The organism is Peptoniphilus sp. DNF00840, assembly GCF_001553125.1.
Taxonomy (GTDB): Bacteria; Bacillota; Clostridia; order Tissierellales; family Peptoniphilaceae; genus Peptoniphilus_A; species Peptoniphilus_A vaginalis.
Map to the genome: position 1 here is coordinate 25,908 of NZ_KQ960238.1, position 18,403 is coordinate 44,310.

Here is an 18,403-nt window from a genome sequence, read left to right on the forward strand (position 1 = left end):
TAGTAATTTTACTTTTTTATATGTTCTTTATATATTAGACTATTATTTTATTTGTGAATTTTCGTATAAATAACAAATAAGACGGTGTTCCCACCATCTCTTGCTCAAATTATTTTAAATTATTTCTGAATTGCCCCATCTCATAACAATTTCTGTAAATCAGGCATTTCAATTCCCATTAGTTTTAAAACATCATAGAATGACACTGTATTAAATTCATTTTTATATCTTTCAAAAATTTTATTCAATTCTAAGTAAAGTTTTTGAAAGTATCTTTTATCTAACAAAATCTTTAGATAAAGAATTGCAACTATCATTCTTCTATTATCATAGCAAATACAATCGAAATATTTAGCAATATTTACCACTCTGACATTTCCAAAATTAGAATTATATAACCTTTCATCATGAGCACACTTATTTCTAACTAAATTTATAATTTTTAAAGCGGAACTCAAATCTTCACTTGTGAATTTAAGCCCTGTTTCTGTCTTATACTGCTTATTGAATTTATCAGAATAATATTTTGCTATTATATTTTTATCAGGTTTTTTTAAAATGGTATATAAATAAGCTAAATTGCCAACTGTTAGATAATTAACTAGTACCCATAAGGGAACTGAACCATGATCTTCTATGTAATGCTTTATCGCACCATTCTTATCTACTTTGTCATGAATTGTCTTGGTTAAAATAGAAATCTGTTGTAATACTTTCTTAGGATTATCATTAACATAATTTTTTATATCCAAGTATGAATTTGCCTTGGGGTATTTTCTTGAAAATTCATGTGACAATACTGTTTTAAAAGAGTTTTCGAAAATCAAGATATACTTCAAAAATAATATTCTTAGCTCTCTATCAAATAAAAACAATGCTTTTAATTCATTAAAGTGAGTACCTTGCAGATACTTTTCAGGTTCTAAAGGATTGTCATTAATGTCTTTTTGTAAAAACAAGTCTTTATATCCATTTATTACATTGTAATAATTTTCTTGTTCTAAAAATCTTTTTGGTCTCCCATCCTTTGGAACTATAAGCCCTCTTTTCCTTAGTATTCCTAATTGTTGGTTAAAAGTCTTGTATTCTTTCATAAATATCTCCATAAAAAAATGGCCAGGGCACCGTATGCTTCCTGACCTAATCTTATAATCAAATTATATATTTCAAATAACCAATTGTCAAGCAAGGTAGGTCATTTTTTTATTGCTAATATATTTTTCTTTGATTAAATTATATCATACATTGGATCTTTATTACACAAAGAAAAATTCAATTATATTTATTAAGTTATATTTTATTTCTCTCTTATAAAAAATTAATTTTAAATTCTTTTATACATATTTTTATAATAAAAGCTTATGTCTAAATTTTTATTTTCTTTTAATTTTTACTGTACTATAATATGGTATTAATAAGAAGATTTTTGACTTCTTATTAAATTTGTCCCTTGAGGACGTTAAGGAGGAATAAGGATGAAATTAGGTATTATTGGCGCAGGAGCTGTTGGCGAAATCGTTGCATACACTTCTGCTATGAGAGGTATTGCAAGTGATGTTATTATTAATGATGTAGTTAAGGAGAAAGCTATCTCTCAAGCTATCGACTTAAATGACGGTAGACTTTTCTATCCTAAGGATGTTAAGTTCAGAGCTGGCGAGTACGAAGACATGGGCGACCGTGATGTTATTGTAATTTGCTCTGGCAAGATCCCTGAAGAGGATAGACTTAATGAGCTTGAACTAAACAAGAAAGAAGTTGCAAGCTACGTAAGAAAAATTGTTGACGCTGGCTTCAAGGGAATTTTTGTCGTTGTTACAAACCCTGTAGACATTATTACTTATGAAGTTTATAAAGTTTCTGGTTTTGATGACTCAAGAGTTATTGGCTCAGGAACATTCTTGGACTCTGCAAGACTCCAAGTTGTAATTGCAAATAAGCTTGGCATCTCTCCAAAGTCTGTTAACGCTACTGTACTTGGTGAACATGGTGAAAGTCAATTTGTGCCTTGGTCACAAGTTATGATTGGCTCTATGACTCTTGAAAAATATAAGGAAACTCACCCAGAACTATTCAAGGACTTTGACAAGGACCAAGTTGAAGATGACACTCGTCGTCGTGGCTGGGACATCTTCAAGGGCAAGGGCTCAACTCAATATGGTATTGGCAACACTGTTAACAATATCATCCAAGCCATCGCTAATGACGAAAAAATTATTCTAAAGGCTTCTTGTTTAATGGAAGGACATTATGGTCTTAATGACTTATACATCTCAACTCCAATAAGAGTTGGTAAAGATGGTATAGAAGAAAAGTTTGAGCTTGACTTAACTGATGAAGAATTAGTTAGACTTAAAAAGACTGCTGGTGTAATCAAAGATCACATTGCAATGCTAGACCTATAAGATTATAAAATAAGAAAGAGTTGATTCTTTGAATATCAAAGAAAAATTTAGACAGTTTATGGTTGGCAGGTATGGACAAGATCAATTGGGGAGGTTTATCACCTTCCTTGCTCTTGTCATCTTGCTAGTAAACCTCTTCTTCAAGAGGGCAAGCCTACCAAGTCTTGCCTTGGTGCTTATAATTTATTCCTATTACAGGATCTTCTCTCGTGACATCAATGCAAGGTACAGAGAAAATCAAAAATTCTTAGACGCTGTTGGGCCACTGAGAAGGACGATCTTCACTTCCAAGACCAGGTACAATAATAGGAAGACCTATAAGTACATCAAGTGCCCTACATGTAAGTTGAAGATGAAGGTCCCAAGAGGAAAAGGCAAGATAAGAGTCACTTGCAAGTCATGTGGCAACAAGTTCATAATTAATTCTTAAAAGTTCCCTTAGGGGGACTTTTTTACATTAAAAATTCCCTCCCTACTGGCTCGTCCAGTAAAGAGGGAAATTTTTTTACATCTTTGATTTGTATTCCTTAAAATCTTCTATAGATTTTTCAATTAAGCTAGGATCTTTTATTAAATCATAAACTGTTGTGGCAATTATTTTTGCACCGTACTCTACGCAGTCGTGTGCTTCTTTTTTCTTACCTAAGTCTAAAAATTCTTGAGAGTGGGATGCTGTTCCTTCTGGAACAAAGGCTATCCTTGCACAGGCTCCTGGCATTATATAAGTTACATTTCCAAAATCTGTTGAACCTGTCTTTTCTCTTGCTCCTTTTATTCTTGGAGCTCCAAGTTCTTCAGCATTTTTCATTATTAAATCATTTAAGATATAGGCAGGTATTTTTGATTCAAGTCTTCTGTCTTCTCTTATTTCATAAGTCGTTCCTGTCATTAGGGCTGCACCCTTTACAATATTATCAAATCTTTCTACAACTTCATCTAAATACTTTGAGTTGTAGGACCTAAGTGAGAAGTGACCTTCCGCTTCACTTGGCACAACATTTGCTGGTCCTGGAAGAGTTGAAACTGTGTAGTGCATCCTCGTATCTTCTTTAACGTGCTCTCTTAAAAATTCTACGCCTTGGAAGGTTAGAAGAAGGGCATCAAAAGCTGATCTACCTGCTTCTGGTTTAAGAGCTGCGTGAGATGACTTGCCAAAAAATTTTACAAATCTTGATGACAGTGCCATAGACTTAACATCAACTTGAGTTGCTGGTCCGCCATGCATCATAAGGGCTATGTCAATATCTTTTAAGTAACCCTCTTTAAGCATAATCATCTTTCCCCCACCGCCTTCTTCAGCAGGTGTTCCATAAATAATTAGGTTAAAGGGAAGGTCTTTCACTGCATTTTTTACTGCTATGGCGGCTCCTATTATTGATGGGCCTTGCATTTGATGACCACAACCATGTCCCATAGGAAGTGCATCGTATTCGCACAAGAGTCCTATGTTGTACTTGGCATTTCCATTAGAATACTTAGCTCTAAAGGCAGTGTCTAAGCTCCCTAAACCTCTTTCAACTTCAAAGCCATTTTCTTCAAGATAGTCTTCTAAGACTTTGCTTGCAAAGTGTTCTTTAAAGCAAGTTTCTGGGTGGTCAAAGATGTCGTCTGACATTTCAAATAATTTATTTTTTATTTTATCAATTTCCTTTATAATTAGGTCTTTCATTTTTCTCCTTTACTATTTTTTAAAAGTTAATAACTTGTGCCCCAATCATCATAATTGAACCAACTATGATCCAAATTCCAAATAGTTTACCCATAAATATCATCCATTTGTCATAAGGTATGTCTGTTGCTCCCAAGATTCCCATTAGGGCTGTTGAAGTTGGTAGGATATAGTTACAGAATCCATCTCCAAAGTTAAAAGCTAAAACTGCAGTTTGTCTTGTAAGTCCAATAGTATCTGCTAGAGGAGCAAATATTGGCATAATTGCAGCTGCTTGTCCACTACCAGAAGTTATAAACATATTAACTATTATGTTTACAATAAACATTACAGGTCCCTTTAAAATTTGAGGGAAGAAGTTAAGCCAACTTGACATAGCGTGGATACTTGTGTCCATTATCTTTCCAGCATCTAGTACTCCGGAAACAGTTCTTGCAAGTCCAATGATTAGGGCTGCCCCTATCATTTTTTTTGCACCTTCAACAAAGTATTTTGCAATTTGTGATGGTGTAAATCCAGCGGCAAATCCTGCCACTATTGACAACCAAATAAATACGACTGCTGTTTCTTCCAATTTCCATTTTAATTTTACTCCACCATAAACTATAATTCCTAGTGCAGCAAATAATGAAATTATAACTGCCCATTTTCTTGCATCCATTGGAGCGTTAAACTCATCGTGAGAGTCTACGTCCTTAACTCTAAGTTTATCAAGTTCATACATAGGACTTAGCTCAGGCTTCTTTTTAATCTTTAGGGCATATTTAACTAAGTACAAGTTTGTAACAATATAGAATACTATAAAGCAAACAACTCTGTATGAAAGTCCAGAGTAGGGTGCTAGTCCTGCAATTTCTTGAGCAACTATTGTTGTATTTACATTTAGAGTTCCTGTTGAGAATCCTACCGCTCCACCAAGCAATATAATTGAAGCACCTATTATTGAGTCGAATCCCATTGCTAAGGCAATCATAACCATAATTGGAGCAAATCCGATGAAGGTATTTACACCTTGAGTTGTACATATAAGTCCAAATATAAGAGTTAGTATTGGAATAAAAAGATATTCCTTGCTCTTTGTCTTTTTAGAGACAGCTCCTATTAGTGATTGCAAAGCTCCACTCATCGTAATTACATTGAAGGAAGCTCCTGAAAATAAAATTACAAATATTAAAGTTGCTGTATCCTTAAAGCCTTCTAAACTAATGTTAAATATTTTCAAAGGATTTACTGGACTCTTTTCAATATATTGAAAACTTTCTGGATCAATTACCTTTACACCCTTTGCGTTTTCAATTCTTTCATAAGCTCCAGCTGGTATAATCCAAGTTAGAACAACTGCACATAAAATAATAATCATAAGAATTACTAAAGTATGTGGAACCTTTTTCTTTTTTACTTTTTCCATAAAGCACCTCTCTTTTTTTAATTACACAATCTTCTATTATTGTTGATTGAAAAGCTTATAAGTAAACATTTTCATATCACGCTTAAATATTAACACCCTGAACTTTACTACAGCAAATACTTAAATTACTATATATCCTATATGATTTGTGATATAATGCTTCTGGTGATATAGTGCTAGATTATAAAAATGTTAAAATTTTAAAAACAATAAAAGAGTGTGAAAGTATAAGCAGGGCTTCAAAAAAACTTTTTACTGCTCAACCAAACCTAAGTAGATCTTTAAAAAGAATTGAAGATAATATTGGCTTTGTAATTTTTGACAGATCAAAATCTCCCCTAGCTTTGACACAAGAAGGTCGAATACTTTTTGATTACATAGATAAGTTTCAAGACTTAGAGAAGGAAATGTTCAAAAAAATTAATGAGTCCAAAAGTTCAAATAATTCATACGTTAGGATAGGTTCCTTGACTTTTATGTCCCAATACATTATTCCAAACATTGTACCTAGGTTAATAGAAGTTTATCCAAACTTGGAGCTGAGTCTTACTAAGTATGATTCCTCTTCCTTTGAAGATGCCTTATTAAGAGATGAAATTGATTTATTTATAACTAACAGAAAAATAACTAACAAGGCCCTACAATCTGTCCACGTTTTAAACGACAAAATTTATTTAATGGTTCCCAAGTCTATTTATAAAGATGATAAAAATTCTTTAGAGGACTACTCAAAGGAAACCTTCTTCTTGTTAAACCGTGAAAAAAATTTAAGAAAGTCTGTTGAAGATATATTTAAGGCAAAGAACTTCTATCCTGAGAATATTAAAATTATATGCACTATAATGAATTCTGTCAGCTTAGTTAGGGCTAATAAGGGAGTGACTTTTATTTATGAGTCAGCTCTTAAGATGATCAACTCAACCTCTTATTGTGACTTTATAGAAATTGATGGAGACTACTCTGCAATTACTGTTGTTTACAAAAATCCTAAGATGGAAGAATTTGCCCAAAAGCTTTCACCAATTATCAAGGAGTATGTGTCAAAAAAATTTATTTTTTAATTGCACAAGAAAAATTCATAATTAATTCTTAAAAGTTCCCTTAGGGGGACTTTTTTCTTTTCTATAATTCACAATCTGATCTTGATGTAAATGCAAGTGGTGGTTTCGTTTACGCTTATTCCAACAATTAATGTTACAGAATTATTAAAATTTTTAAATTGATTCTCTATTTTACTCACTTTAATTGATTTATCAATTAATTTATGTATAATAAGGTTAACTTATATTTTAGGAGGAAAATTATAATGAACAAGAAATTAACATCACTATCACTAGCAGGAGTAATGCTATTATCTAGTGCTAGCCCAGTATTTGCTGCAACTAAAGAAGCTATTAAAGAAACTAAAGCACCATCTAAGATGGAACAATTAGTTAAAGAAGGCGAAAAGAAACTTGAAGAAGTTAAAAAAGACGGCAAAGAAGTAAAAGAAAAAGCTGAAGAAAAAATAACTGAAGCTAAAGAAAAAGTTGAAGAAAAAGCTAAAAAAGTAGAAGAAAAGGCTGAAGAAAAATCTAAAGAAGTTAAGAAAGAAGTAAAAGAAGTTAAAACTGTTGACGTTAAGGCTACTACTCAAAAGGTTAAACTTGACGGTAAAGACGTTGTTATCTATGGATACAACATTGATGGTTACAACTACTTCAAACTAAGAGACCTAGCTGCAGTTCTTAAAGACTCTAAGGCTAAATTCGGTGTTGAATACAAGGATGCTCTTGTTACTTTAACTAAGGGTGCTAACTACAAAGTAGCTGAATCTGACCAAAAAGAAGTTAAGGCTATGTCTAAGGGTATGCTTACTAACGATAAGGTAATGGTTGGCGACAAGGCTCTTACAGCTACTGCTTACAAGGTTGACAACAGCAATTACTACAAGCTTAGAGATCTTGGAAAAGAACTTGGCTTTGGTGTTGGATATGACGAAGCTACTAAGTCTGTTCTTTTAACTTCTGGAAAAGAAGTTAAGGAAGAAAAAGTTGCTCCTAAACTTGAAGAACTTAAAGAAGCTGTTAAAAAAGAACTTGTTAACGAAAAAGAAGTTCGTGAATCTGAAGCTTACAAGAAGGCTGACGACAAAGTAAAATCTAACTTTGAAAATGCTATTGCAGCTGCAAAATCTCTACTAGCTGATGAAAAAGCTACTGCTGAACAATTCACAAATGAACTTAAGGCACTTGTTGAAGCTAAAGAAAAACTTGGTTTCAAGGCTGACGCTAAGGTAGAAGAAAAGAAAGATGCTAAGGCAGAAGAAAAGAAAGATGCTAAAGTAGTAGAAAAGAAAGACGCTAAGACAGAAGAAAAGAAAGAAACTAAAGAAGTTAAAGAAGAAAAGAAAGACGATAAAAAAGAAGTTAAAGAAACTGCTAAAGAAGCAAAATAATTTAACTTAAATTAAAAGACCATGGAAACAAAAATCCATGGTCTTATTTTTTTTGATTTTTTATTTTATTAAATGCTGTAATCGTAGTTTAAAATTTTTGATCTTGCTTCGCTTACAAAGTAAAGTGAGCCTGTGATTAAAATCAAGTCTCCCTCTTCATAAGACTTTTTGTAGTAAGCTAGGGCCTCTTCAAAGGTCATTACTTGACCCCTTAGTCCATACTCACTTGCCTCACGGCTAAGTTCTTCTGGACTTGTTCCCCTCTTGTAGTCAAGATTTACGAAGACAACTTCGTCAGTGTAAGGTGCAATTTCTTCTAACATCTTCTTGTGTTCCTTGTCTGCAAGGATTGACATAATGAGATGGAGTTTTTTGAATTTAAAATTGTCTAAGGACTCGACTAGTCTCTTGATCCCATCAAAGTTGTGGGCTCCGTCAAGAATTATGAGTGGATCTCTTGAAACAATCTCCATCCTTCCCTTCCAAGTTGAAGTTTTTATTCTCTCCTTGATGTCTTCAAGAGAAATTTTTAAAATTCCCCTCTTGTTTAAGAGGTAGAGGGCGTAAATTGCTCCAAGAGCATTTTCAACTTGGTAGTCGCCAATTTGTGATAGATGAAATTCTTCTTCAACACCATCTAATTTCACTTTGAAGTCTATTCCCTTGAGGTCAGATTTTTCTATCTCACTTGTAAGGTCTTTGGTGTAGAAGACTTCTGCAGATTTTTCTTTGGCTTCTCTTTCTATTACTCCAAGAATTTTTGGGTCCCTATTTGTTGTTACCACAAGTCCATCCTCTTGGATGATGCCAGCCTTAGCATCTGCAATTTCTTCTATGGTGTCGCCAAGGTATTCCATGTGGTCCATAGAAATTGATGTTATAAGGGAAATTAATTTTTCACGACTTGTGAAGATGTTTGTGGAGTCTGCTCGTCCACCCATACCAACTTCAAGTATAGCAAGGTCTACACCTTCTCTTTCAAAGTAGATTATCGCCATAATTGTCAAAAACTCAAAGAGGTTGAGGTCGCCATATTCTTCTAGGATGTCCTTTTCTCTTTCAATTATAAGCTCACCGATTTCTGCAAAGTCAGCTTGAGAAATTTCTTCGTCGCCAATTTTTATCCTGTCGCAGTAAGTTATGAGGTGGGGAGAAACAAAGGACCCCACCTTGTAGTCTTCCTTTAAGATATCTTTTATAAAGTTAACTGTGGATCCCTTGCCGTTAGTCCCAGCAATGTGGATGACCTTCAAGTTCTTGTGGGGTGACCCAAGCTTTTCTAAAAACTTTTTGATCCTAATATTGCCCTTGGACTTGAACTTGCCAATCCTGGTTTCAATATTTTTTACAACTTCTTGGTATGTCATAGGTTTTTTTCTACCTTTGCAATTTGTACTTCAATTGTCTTTAGGATTTCTTCGTACTTAGTAACTTTTTCTTTTTCTTCTTCAATAAGTTTTTCTGGTGCCTTAGAAACAAAGCCTTCATTAGCAAGTTTGCCCTTGGCTCTCTTTAGTTCTCCTTCAGCTTCCTTCTTATCCTTTTGAAGTCTCTTTAGTTCCTTTTCAAAGTCCACAAGTTCCTTTAGTGGAAGTTGGATCTCTGCCTTGTCGAGAACTATAGAAATATTTTCTGAATTCTTTTTAGCTTCGTCATCTGTAACTTCTACAGAGTTTGAGTAACCAAGATTTAGAAGAAGTCCCTTCATTTCTTCAAAGATTTCCTTAGCTTCTTCGTCCTTTGTGTAAACAAGAGTGTTGGACTTCTTTGAGTTTTCTATATTCATTTCGCTTCTTGCATTTCTGATTTCACGAATGGCATTTTCAATATATTCTGTTGCCCTTTCTTCCTTTTCAAATACAAGGTCTTCCCTGTATTCTGGCCAAGCTGCAACAATAAGTGCTTCCTTCCTATTAGGTAGGGCTTGCCAAATTTCTTCTGTGATGTATGGCATAAATGGATGAAGAAGTTTTAAAATATTTTCTAATACATAAAGTAGAACCTTTACTGTGTTAGTTTTTTCTTCAGCGTCATCAGAATATAAAACTGGTTTTACAATTTCAATGTACCAGTCGCAGAAGTCGGACCAGATGAAGTAGTAGATGTCATCTGCTGCAAGACCGATGTCGTACTTGTCAATTTTTTCTGTAATTGATTTCATAACTTTTTGTAGTTTTGAGATTATCCACTTGTCTTGGTAGTGAAGCTTATTTTCATCAAAGTTGGAGTCTTCGATTTCGTCAGACATATTCATCATTAAAAATCTTGTTGCATTCCAAAGTTTGTTGGCGAAGTTTCTATTTGCTTCAACCCTCTTAATGTAAAATCTCATGTCGTTGCCTGGAGTGTTACCTGTTACAAGGGTAAATCTAAGGGCATCAGCACCGTAGTCTCTTATGATGTCAAGTGGGTCAATACCATTGCCAAGTGACTTGGACATCTTTCTTCCTTGGTCATCTCTTACAAGTCCATTTAGGAATACATCTTTAAATGGAAGCTTGCCAGTTTGTTCTAGGGCAGAGAATACCATTCTAATTACCCAGAAGAAGATGATGTCATAGCCTGTTACAAGTACGTTTGTTGGATAGAAGTAGTCATACTCTGGAGTTTTTTCTGGCCAACCAAGAGTTGAGAAAGGCCAAAGAGCTGATGAGAACCAAGTGTCAAGTGTGTCTTGGTCTTGTGTGTAAGTCTTGCCTTCGTGTCCTTCTGTGTTTGATGGGTCCTCTCTTGAAATTACAATTTCATCATCAGAGTCTGAGTACCAAACTGGAAGTCTGTGACCCCACCACAATTGTCTTGAGATGTTCCAGTCACGAATATTTTCTAGCCAGTTTTCATAAATCTTTCCAAATCTTTCTGGAATAATGTTTAAGTTGCCCTTCCTGTATTCTTCAAGAGCTGGCTTAGCAAGTGGTGCCATCTTAACGAACCATTGCTTAGAGATTAGTGGTTCAATAACTGTGTGACATCTTTCGCAATGACCAACAGCGTTGTGGTGGTCCTTCTTGCCAATGTAGAAACCAAGTTTTTCAAAGTCTTCAATGATTTTCTTTCTAGCTTCATATCTTTCCATGCCTGCGTAGGCACCAGCATTTTCATTTAAGTAGCCCTTGCCGTCCATAATTATATTTTGACCAAGGTCGTGACGAGCTCCAACTTCAAAGTCGTTAGGGTCGTGGGATGGAGTAATCTTTACTGCACCAGAACCGAAGTCCATTTCAACATATTCGTCAGCAATAATTGGAATTTTTTTGTTGCCCATTACTGGAATCATTACATATTCGCCAACAAGGTCCTTGTATCTTTCATCATCAGGGTTTACTGCAATGGCAAGGTCTCCTGGGATTGTTTCAGGTCTTGTTGTTGCAATTTCAATTCCACCTTCCCTGTCTGCAAAAGGATACTTGAAGTACCAAATGTTGCCATCACTTTCTTCGTGTTCAACTTCTGCATCAGAGATTGAAGTTTGGCAAGATGGACACCAGTTGATGATCCTGTTGCCACGATAGATTAGTCCCTTTTCATAAAGTTCTATAAAAACTTCTTCAACTGCGTGGGAAAGATTGTCGTCAAGGGTGAAGCTTTGTCTTGACCAGTCGCAAGAAATTCCCAGCTTCTTAAGTTGGTTTACAATGTTGCCACCGTATTCGCGAGTCCATTCCCAAGCGTGTTCTAAGAATTTTTCTCTTCCAATGTCTTCCTTGTTTATTCCTTCATACCTAAGCTTTTCTACAACTTTTGCCTCTGTGGAAATTGATGCGTGGTCAGTTCCTGGTAGCCAAAGTGCAGAGTAGCCTTGCATCCTCTTTGTCCTAATGAGAACATCTTGGATAGTGTTGTTAAGGGCATGACCCATATGAAGGTTGCCTGTTACGTTTGGAGGTGGCATTACAATTGAGTAAGGTTTTTTGTTTTCATCAACCTCTGCCCTAAAGTAATTATTTTCCATCCAATAGTCATAGATTTTCTCTTCAAAATCCTTTGGATCATAAGTTTTGTTTAACTCTTTCATTTTTCCTCCTCATAATTTATAATTTTTGAATTTTTGCAATTTTATAAAATTAAAAAAATAAAAAAGCGTCCTCCATCCCTAAGGACGAAAGACGCGGTACCACCTTAATTTTTATTTTTCAATAAACACTCTATAATCTTTAACGAGATAAGTCGTCTCTGGCTACTTGATTCACCAAAGAAGCAAAAAAGCTACAATTGTAAAGTTTATAAAGACCTCTCACCATCTAGTCTCTCTCTAAATATAAATTTTTACAATCCTCTTTTTTATTGCTCATTTTTCTATTTTTAAATAACCTGTAGACACTAGACCTACTTCATAGCCATCTATTAGACGAATGAAATTTTCTTCAATAGAAATTATAAGTTCATCATAATTAGAAAATCCAAATACCTTTTCTGTTTTCTTAAAATGATCTGTAGCTTCATCTGATGAATTAATTATTTCTAGCCTTTTAATAACTTCTTTGTCTTTTGTAGCAATTAAAATTGTATAGTCAGATTTTAACATTATTTTTGAGCTTACATAAGTATCTATTTTAATTTCTAAGCTAGAATTCTCCCAATTTATTAAAGTTACAAGTGTTTTTGCAATACTCGGATTATAAATTGGTGTCTTTTTTATAAAATAATCCTCATCATCACATATAGCGTAAGCTGTTGCTGCATTGTCAGATTCTTTATTAATTTCAGCTTTTATGTTTTCATCTTCAAAATACAAGTATCCAGAATCAACTAATTTTTGAAAATCATTTCTATCATCGCCAATTGCATTATTTTTCGTCGAATCTACACCAATTAATCCAATGGGCATTGATTGATATAAGTTTCTATTTTCCATTAGATTTCACGTAGATTTGTGTTGGACCGTCTGCCCCACCAATTATTTCTACACCTTCATCTTTGTCAGTCTTTTTATTTTTTGTAGTAAAAGTAGCTGTTGGTCCGTCTGCTCCGCGAATTATTCCAATAGATGCAGCTTCTTTAGAATTATGTCTATATAATACTCCTGCCCCTATTAAGACAATGGCTATTACAATTATTATTTTCTTCATAATCCACCTCCAACTTAATATAAAAGATACCACAAAAAATATTCGAAATCAATAAATTGTTGATTACCTAGGGATAAAACCAACTTTTTTATAAACCTTCCTTAGAGTTTTATTTGCAAGATAGGATGCCTTTTCTGCTCCTTCCTTGTAAACTGATTCAAGATAAGCCTTGTCATCTCTAATTTCTTTAAATCTTTCACGAAGTGGTCTTAGTCCTTCAACTACAACTTCGCCCAAGTCTTCTTTGAATTCGCCGTAGCCAAGGTTTTCGTACTTCTTGACAATTTCTTCTGGGCTCATGCCAGAGAAGGAAGCGTGAATGTTGATTAAGTTCTTTAGTCCAGCTTGGTCATCTGAATATCTAAACTCGCCTGATGAATCCGTTACAGCTCTTTTTATTTTCTTTCTTGTGTCATCTTCTGAGTCAAGAATTAAAATAAAAGAGTCTTTGTTTGAGTCGGACTTAGACATCTTTGATGATGGGTCTTTCAAAGACATAATTCTTGCTCCGACCTTTGGTGTCAAAATTTCTGGGATTGTAAATGTTTCAGAATATCTTGAGTTAAATCTTTGTGCTAAGTCTCTTGTGATTTCTATGTGTTGCTTTTGGTCTTCCCCAACTGGAACGTAGGATGTGTTGTAAAGCAAAATATCTGCTGCCATTAAGACTGGATAGTTAAGTAGTCCTGCTTGCACGTCAGTGTACTTCTTTGCCTTGTCCTTAAATTGCGTCATCCTTTGAAGTTGTCCAAGACCTGTCATTGTGTTTAGGACCCAACCAAGTTCAGCGTGGGCCGGCACATGAGATTGGATGTAAATGATTGACTTCTTTGGGTCAAGACCTGCTGCAAGGTAAAGGGCAAGGACATCAAGTGTATTCTTCCTAAGGTCCTTTGGCTCTTGTGCAACAGTAATTGCGTGCATATCAACTATGCAGTAGAGGCAGTTGTATTCGTCTTGAAGACCAATAAAGTTCTTTAGGGCTCCAATATAATTTCCAATAGTGAGGGAACCGGAAGGTTGGATCCCTGAGTAAACTATTTTTTTATCATCCATTTTTTACTTCCTTTCTTTTTTCCAAATAAAATATAATAAAAATACTAATTATTTCAATGAAGGTCACGAGGATACTTCCCTCTGGCCCATAAGTTTTGTCGTACAAGTTGTAATTTAAAATTTTAAAATTAAGTAGGCTGTCAAAGCCACTAAAGCCACTAACATTTAATCCATAGATCATTGCCATAGAAAAGTTCCAGCCTGCGTGGACCCCTGAGGTCAACATTATGTTGTCTGAGTAGAATAATAATTTTGCAAAAAATATTCCCACTAATATTGTGTTGAGGGTGGATAAAATTGTCGCTCCCTCGTTGCCCAGGTGCAAAAGTCCAAAGAAAATTGATGGTAGTAAGATTGCGACCTTCCTTCCATATTTATCAAATAGGGCTCTTGTTAGGATTCCTCTTACTAGGACTTCTTCAGATGTTGATTGGATAAAAAATCCTATAAAGTAGGCAAGGAAAATTAAATTTAGATTGCCTAGGTTAATCTTCTCGTATCCAAGGACTCCCCTTCCCATGTCTAACAAGACATAAAGAGAAATTTGCAAAAAGCCAAGGAAGAGTCCTATGCCAATGTTCTTGGCAAGGCCTTCTCTCTTGAAGAAGATGTAGTCAAACTTCTTCTTTAAAATAAATTTTACAAAAAAGATGGCTGCCAATAGTTGTCCCGTAGTTCCCGCTAGCATCACTAGGTTTGCATTTTTATAGTCGCTCTTAAAGTAGGTCTGCCCGTAAAAAATTAGGGACAGGGCAAGCATGATGCCACCACTGAAGATGGTAATAGTAATTAATAAAATAGCTACCTTTAGAATAACTTTAAAAAAATTATTTGTCTTTTTCTCTTCCATAGTCTTATGTCTTATCTCCTCTTAATGCCTTCCCATCTTTCATTAACTACTTGTCTAACTCTTTTCTCATCTAGCTTTACTATCTCCCTATTCTTCATGATGAAGTCGCCGTCGCAAATAACTGCTTCAACATCAGATGAGTTGGCTGAGTAAACTAGGGCTGAGATCAAATTATTTCTCGGTGTGAAAGAATTTGAATCTAAATCAAAAATTGTAAGGTCTGCAAGGTAGCCTTCTTTAATAAGACCAAGATTTTCAAAGCCAAGGGCCCTTGCTCCATTTACAGTTGCCATTTTTAAAATTTCTATAGCTGGCACAGCCTTTTCATTCATTGTAACAGCCTTGTTGACTATGCCACCAATGTGCATCTCCTCAACAAAGTCTTGGTTGTTGTTTGATGAGTCGCCATCAGTTCCAAGTGCCATAGTAATATTATTTTTCAAAAGTTTATCAACTGGTGTGAAGCCACTGGCAAGCTTTAGGTTTGATGATGGGTTATAAACTGGGAAGAATTTTTTATCCTTCACAAGTTCAATTTCTTCATCAGTAATGTGCACGCAGTGGGCTGCAATTATTTGGCTATCAAGAAGTCCCAGTGAGTTCACGTATTCAATTGGTGTCATCCCATATTCTTTTTTAGAATTTTCCACTTCTGTTAAAGTTTCTGACAAGTGAATGTGAATTAGGCTGTCGTACCTTTCCAGGGACCTCTTAGAAATTTCTCTTAAGAAGTCAGTGGAACAAGTGTAAATTGCATGAGGTGCAGGTACAACTTTAATCCTTCCATTAGCTTTGTTTTGATAGTTTTTGTAAAGGTCATCAAACTCCTTAAGCTTTGCTTCCCCTTTACCATCCACATCTGTCATGCCACGAGTTAGGACTCCACGAATTCCAGCTTCAATTGCAGCATCCCCAACCTTGTCCATCTCGTAATACATATCGCAGAAGGATGTAACCCCCGACTTTATGTTTTCAATAATAGAAAGCAAAGAAGACCAATAGATGTCCTCGGCATTTAGCTTTGCTTCAATGGGCCAGATTTCATTTTCAAGCCAGTCCATCAGTGCCAAGTCGTCGGCATAGTTCCTAAAGTAGGACATACCAAGATGAGTGTGGGCATTTACAAAGCCTGGTGCAAGTAGTTTGTTCTCTCCGTCAAAAATTTCATCTGCTTGGACAGCTAAGTCCCTTCCAATTTTTTTTATTTTATTCTCTTCGATAAAGACGTCTGCCTTATCAATTATTTTTTCCTGCTCTATATCTAAATAAGAAATATTTTTTATAAGTAAGCTCATAGTCCCTCCAATACTATTAACATTATAGCAAAATTTAAAAAAATTTTTTCGATTTATTGAAATTTCCGCCTCCCACAAATTTAAACTTTGGTATAATGCCCTTATGATTGGAAATTATTTAGAGTTCAATGTATTTTTTGACATAATCGGTACAATTGCCTTTGCAATTTCCGGTGCCATACTTGGTTGCAAGAAGAAGATGGACATACTTGGTGTTACCGTCTTGGGTCTTGTCACAGCTCTTGGGGGAGGCTTCGTTCGTGACTTGGTCCTTGGTATCAATCCACCAAAGATGTTTCAAAATTCTACTAACGCAAGCATATCCGCTGCCTTTTCAATTTTAGTTTTTATGTTTTTCTATTTCAGAAAAAATATTCAATCAAGACAGATCATAAATTTTATGAACGAGCTTATGATTATTAGTGACACAATCGGTCTTGCTTCCTTTACTATTACCGGAATGGCAACTGCTCTTTCACTAGGACTTGACAAGAGCTTTTTGCTTATCTTTGTCGGTTCCATAACAGGAGTTGGCGGTGGAATGATTCGTGACGTCTTGGCAGGCACTATCCCCTTCATCTTTAAGGAACAAATTTATGCCGGCGCCTGCATCTTGGGCTCTATAGTTTTTCTTATCACAAGAAATTTTTTAGGCGACCAGGTTTCCATGATAATTTGTTTTTTTACAGTTTTAGTATTTAGACTCTTGGCAGTGAAAAGGAATTGGAATCTGCCAAGGATTAGTGACTAGGAGGAATATAATGGCAGTAGCAGAATTAACACTTATACCTATAGGAACAAAGACAACATCTGTTAGCAAATATATTGCAGGTGCCCTTGACTCTATTGGCGAAGTTGACGGACTAACTTATGAACTTAATGCCATGGGCACAACAATTGCCCATAAGGATTTAAAAGTTTTATACGATGTAATAAGAAGGATGCAAGAATCTGTTTTTGAATCTGGAGCAGACAGGGTCTACTCTGTTGTTAAGGTTGACGACAGACGTGACAAGAATTACACTTTTAAGGACAAAGTCACATCTGTTAATGAAAAGAGAAAAAATAAATAAATTTTTTAACCTCATCGACTTTGATGGGGTTTTTTGTTATTTTGTAAGTGATTAAGTTTTATGACTTTGTAAATTTTTACGACTTAATAAATTTTTGTGACTTGATAAATTTTTGTTAGTTAGAATTTTTTTATGACTTGAAAACTTTTTATAAATTAGGAGGAAATATGTACGAGGGATTTTTGACAGATGTTAAGGGAATAAGGCTTGGCCACGCAGAAGATGAAGTTGCCCTAACTGGGACAAGTGCCATTCTTTGCCGAGAAGGCTTTACTGCAGGAGTTGACGTTCGTGGTGCAGGACCTGGCACTCGTGAAACTGACCTCTTGCGTGCAGAGAACTTGGTTCAAAAGGTTCACGGAGTTTTTTTAACTGGTGGCTCTGCCTATGGACTTGATGCTGGTGGTGGACTTATGAAGTTCTTGGAAGAAGAGGGGGCTGGCTTCGACGTGGGCGTTGGCCTAGTCCCTATAGTTCCCGGTGCAGTTCTCTTTGACTTAGCAGTAGGCGATGCAAAAGTCAGACCAGATTTTAAGATGGGTTATGAGGCTGCAAAGAAGGCAAGAGAAGATGACAAGACTCAGGGCAATTATGGAGCAGGTTGTGGTGCCAGCGTTGGAAAAATCTTAGGCAATGACTTTGCCATGAAGTCAGGCATAGGTCAATCATCAATAAAGCTTGGTGACTTAGTAGTTTCTTCTATTGTTGCCTTAAATGCCTTGGGAGATATTTTCGATTACGAAGAAGGAAAAAGAATTGCAGGAGTTTACGACAGAAAAAATAAAATATTTTTAGACACTTGTGCCCTTTACGAAAAGCAACTTAAAGATTATAATCAATTTAGCCCTGCCAACACTACAATTTCTCTTGTGGCAACAAATGCAAGGCTCACTAAGGCAAACTGTAATAAGATCTCACAAATGGCTCATGATGGATATGCAAGGTCAATTAATCCAGTCCATACCATGAACGATGGAGATACAATTTTTACACTTGCATCTTGCCAAGTAGAAGCAGATATTAATTTAGTTGGAATTCTTGCTGCGAAGACCATCTCAAGGTCTATTGCCAATGCAATTTATTCAGCAGAGGATTCTGGAGGGCTTGTAAGTTATAAAAGCATCAAATGAATTGATGCAAA

The 18,403-nt window shown here is 35.3% G+C and carries 17 protein-coding genes and 1 other annotated feature; of the genes, 7 read left to right on the forward strand and 10 right to left on the reverse strand.

Translation table 11 applies throughout. From position 1 onward, the window contains the following. Window positions 1-140: 140 nt before the first annotated feature. Window positions 141-1,094, reverse strand: coding sequence for an Abi family protein (locus HMPREF1864_RS06570; RefSeq protein WP_062572018.1), 954 nt, complete (start codon window positions 1,092-1,094; stop codon window positions 141-143). A 381-nt stretch (window positions 1,095-1,475) separates the two neighbouring features. Here HMPREF1864_RS06570 and HMPREF1864_RS06575 point away from each other — a divergent pair, with 381 nt between their 5' ends. After that, window positions 1,476-2,405, forward strand: a complete 930-nt coding sequence (locus HMPREF1864_RS06575) for an L-lactate dehydrogenase (protein ID WP_062572019.1) — start codon at window positions 1,476-1,478, stop codon at window positions 2,403-2,405. A 28-nt stretch (window positions 2,406-2,433) separates the two neighbouring features. Continuing rightward, on the forward strand, window positions 2,434-2,835 hold the full coding sequence (locus HMPREF1864_RS06580; RefSeq protein WP_062572020.1) for a zinc ribbon domain-containing protein: 402 nt from the start codon (window positions 2,434-2,436) through the stop codon (window positions 2,833-2,835). A gap of 75 nt (window positions 2,836-2,910) precedes the next feature. Here the strand turns inward: HMPREF1864_RS06580 and HMPREF1864_RS06585 are convergent, their stop codons facing one another. Both HMPREF1864_RS06585 and HMPREF1864_RS06590 read right to left on the reverse strand, forming a co-directional pair. Continuing rightward, the gene (locus tag HMPREF1864_RS06585) at window positions 2,911-4,074 is read right to left on the reverse strand and encodes a M20 family metallopeptidase (protein WP_062572021.1); all 1,164 of its coding nucleotides are present in this window, start codon (window positions 4,072-4,074) and stop codon (window positions 2,911-2,913) included. A 19-nt stretch (window positions 4,075-4,093) separates the two neighbouring features. Next, on the reverse strand, window positions 4,094-5,482 hold the full coding sequence (locus HMPREF1864_RS06590; RefSeq protein ID WP_062572022.1) for a YfcC family protein: 1,389 nt from the start codon (window positions 5,480-5,482) through the stop codon (window positions 4,094-4,096). 173 nt (window positions 5,483-5,655) lie between these two features. Here HMPREF1864_RS06590 and HMPREF1864_RS06595 point away from each other — a divergent pair, with 173 nt between their 5' ends. Together HMPREF1864_RS06595 and HMPREF1864_RS06600 are read left to right on the forward strand one after the other, a co-directional pair. Then, window positions 5,656-6,543: a LysR family transcriptional regulator gene (locus tag HMPREF1864_RS06595; protein WP_062572023.1), complete on the forward strand. Its 888-nt coding sequence runs from the start codon at window positions 5,656-5,658 to the stop codon at window positions 6,541-6,543. A gap of 245 nt (window positions 6,544-6,788) precedes the next feature. Further along, window positions 6,789-7,919, forward strand: coding sequence for a hypothetical protein (locus HMPREF1864_RS06600; RefSeq protein WP_062572024.1), 1,131 nt, complete (start codon window positions 6,789-6,791; stop codon window positions 7,917-7,919). A gap of 68 nt (window positions 7,920-7,987) precedes the next feature. Here HMPREF1864_RS06600 and HMPREF1864_RS06605 read toward each other — a convergent pair whose 3' ends face one another. The 7 genes from HMPREF1864_RS06605 to HMPREF1864_RS06635 all read right to left on the reverse strand — a co-directional run bounded on the left by HMPREF1864_RS06605 (window position 7,988) and on the right by HMPREF1864_RS06635 (window position 16,189). Continuing rightward, window positions 7,988-9,286, reverse strand: coding sequence for a bifunctional folylpolyglutamate synthase/dihydrofolate synthase (locus tag HMPREF1864_RS06605; protein ID WP_062572025.1), 1,299 nt, complete (start codon window positions 9,284-9,286; stop codon window positions 7,988-7,990). Continuing rightward, window positions 9,283-11,934, reverse strand: coding sequence for a valine--tRNA ligase (locus HMPREF1864_RS06610; RefSeq protein WP_062572026.1), 2,652 nt, complete (start codon window positions 11,932-11,934; stop codon window positions 9,283-9,285). Before HMPREF1864_RS06610 ends, HMPREF1864_RS06605 begins: the two co-directional genes overlap by 4 nt. Before the next feature lie 77 nt (window positions 11,935-12,011). Beyond that, window positions 12,012-12,213: a binding site (T-box leader), on the reverse strand. Further along, a complete protein-coding gene (locus HMPREF1864_RS06615; RefSeq protein WP_062572027.1) occupies window positions 12,208-12,774 on the reverse strand; it encodes a hypothetical protein in 567 nt (188 codons plus the stop codon). (Overlaps the previous feature by 6 nt.) Next, a complete protein-coding gene (locus HMPREF1864_RS06620; protein WP_062572028.1) occupies window positions 12,764-12,988 on the reverse strand; it encodes a hypothetical protein in 225 nt (74 codons plus the stop codon). The genes HMPREF1864_RS06615 and HMPREF1864_RS06620 overlap by 11 nt, the downstream gene beginning before the upstream one ends. A 63-nt stretch (window positions 12,989-13,051) precedes the next feature. Further along, on the reverse strand, window positions 13,052-14,044 hold the full coding sequence (gene trpS, locus HMPREF1864_RS06625) for a tryptophan--tRNA ligase (RefSeq protein WP_062572029.1): 993 nt from the start codon (window positions 14,042-14,044) through the stop codon (window positions 13,052-13,054). After that, a complete protein-coding gene (locus HMPREF1864_RS06630; RefSeq protein ID WP_062572030.1) occupies window positions 14,037-14,894 on the reverse strand; it encodes a CPBP family intramembrane glutamic endopeptidase in 858 nt (285 codons plus the stop codon). Before HMPREF1864_RS06630 ends, trpS begins: the two co-directional genes overlap by 8 nt. Window positions 14,895-14,905: 11 nt before the next feature. Next, the gene (locus tag HMPREF1864_RS06635) at window positions 14,906-16,189 is read right to left on the reverse strand and encodes an amidohydrolase (protein ID WP_062572031.1); all 1,284 of its coding nucleotides are present in this window, start codon (window positions 16,187-16,189) and stop codon (window positions 14,906-14,908) included. A 103-nt stretch (window positions 16,190-16,292) separates the two neighbouring features. Here HMPREF1864_RS06635 and HMPREF1864_RS06640 point away from each other — a divergent pair, with 103 nt between their 5' ends. The 3 genes from HMPREF1864_RS06640 (at window position 16,293) to HMPREF1864_RS06650 (ending at window position 18,392) form a co-directional block, all read left to right on the forward strand. After that, window positions 16,293-16,940 carry a trimeric intracellular cation channel family protein gene (locus HMPREF1864_RS06640; RefSeq protein ID WP_062572032.1) on the forward strand — a complete coding sequence of 216 codons (648 nt, stop codon included), beginning with the start codon at window positions 16,293-16,295 and terminating at the stop codon, window positions 16,938-16,940. Between the two features lie 10 nt (window positions 16,941-16,950). Continuing rightward, window positions 16,951-17,262: an MTH1187 family thiamine-binding protein gene (locus tag HMPREF1864_RS06645; protein ID WP_062572033.1), complete on the forward strand. Its 312-nt coding sequence runs from the start codon at window positions 16,951-16,953 to the stop codon at window positions 17,260-17,262. Between the two features lie 167 nt (window positions 17,263-17,429). Next, a complete protein-coding gene (locus tag HMPREF1864_RS06650) occupies window positions 17,430-18,392 on the forward strand; it encodes a P1 family peptidase (protein WP_062572034.1) in 963 nt (320 codons plus the stop codon). Window positions 18,393-18,403: the final 11 nt, after the last annotated feature.

Excerpts from the sequence above, each read along its gene's own strand:
- HMPREF1864_RS06570 (WP_062572018.1), bottom strand. The coding sequence starts at position 1,094 with ATGAAAGAATACAAGACTTTTAACCAACAATTAGGAATACTAAGGAAA.
- HMPREF1864_RS06590 (WP_062572022.1), bottom strand. The coding sequence starts at position 5,482 with ATGGAAAAAGTAAAAAAGAAAAAGGTTCCACATACTTTAGTAATTCTT.
- HMPREF1864_RS06645 (WP_062572033.1), top strand. The coding sequence starts at position 16,951 with ATGGCAGTAGCAGAATTAACACTTATACCTATAGGAACAAAGACAACA.
- HMPREF1864_RS06615 (WP_062572027.1), bottom strand. The coding sequence starts at position 12,774 with ATGGAAAATAGAAACTTATATCAATCAATGCCCATTGGATTAATTGGT.
- HMPREF1864_RS06605 (WP_062572025.1), bottom strand. The coding sequence starts at position 9,286 with ATGACATACCAAGAAGTTGTAAAAAATATTGAAACCAGGATTGGCAAG.
- HMPREF1864_RS06630 (WP_062572030.1), bottom strand. The coding sequence starts at position 14,894 with ATGGAAGAGAAAAAGACAAATAATTTTTTTAAAGTTATTCTAAAGGTA.
- HMPREF1864_RS06575 (WP_062572019.1), top strand. The coding sequence starts at position 1,476 with ATGAAATTAGGTATTATTGGCGCAGGAGCTGTTGGCGAAATCGTTGCA.
- HMPREF1864_RS06585 (WP_062572021.1), bottom strand. The coding sequence starts at position 4,074 with ATGAAAGACCTAATTATAAAGGAAATTGATAAAATAAAAAATAAATTA.
- HMPREF1864_RS06600 (WP_062572024.1), top strand. The coding sequence starts at position 6,789 with ATGAACAAGAAATTAACATCACTATCACTAGCAGGAGTAATGCTATTA.
- HMPREF1864_RS06650 (WP_062572034.1), top strand. The coding sequence starts at position 17,430 with ATGTACGAGGGATTTTTGACAGATGTTAAGGGAATAAGGCTTGGCCAC.
- HMPREF1864_RS06610 (WP_062572026.1), bottom strand. The coding sequence starts at position 11,934 with ATGAAAGAGTTAAACAAAACTTATGATCCAAAGGATTTTGAAGAGAAA.
- trpS (WP_062572029.1), bottom strand. The coding sequence starts at position 14,044 with ATGGATGATAAAAAAATAGTTTACTCAGGGATCCAACCTTCCGGTTCC.
- HMPREF1864_RS06635 (WP_062572031.1), bottom strand. The coding sequence starts at position 16,189 with ATGAGCTTACTTATAAAAAATATTTCTTATTTAGATATAGAGCAGGAA.
- HMPREF1864_RS06640 (WP_062572032.1), top strand. The coding sequence starts at position 16,293 with ATGATTGGAAATTATTTAGAGTTCAATGTATTTTTTGACATAATCGGT.
- HMPREF1864_RS06620 (WP_062572028.1), bottom strand. The coding sequence starts at position 12,988 with ATGAAGAAAATAATAATTGTAATAGCCATTGTCTTAATAGGGGCAGGA.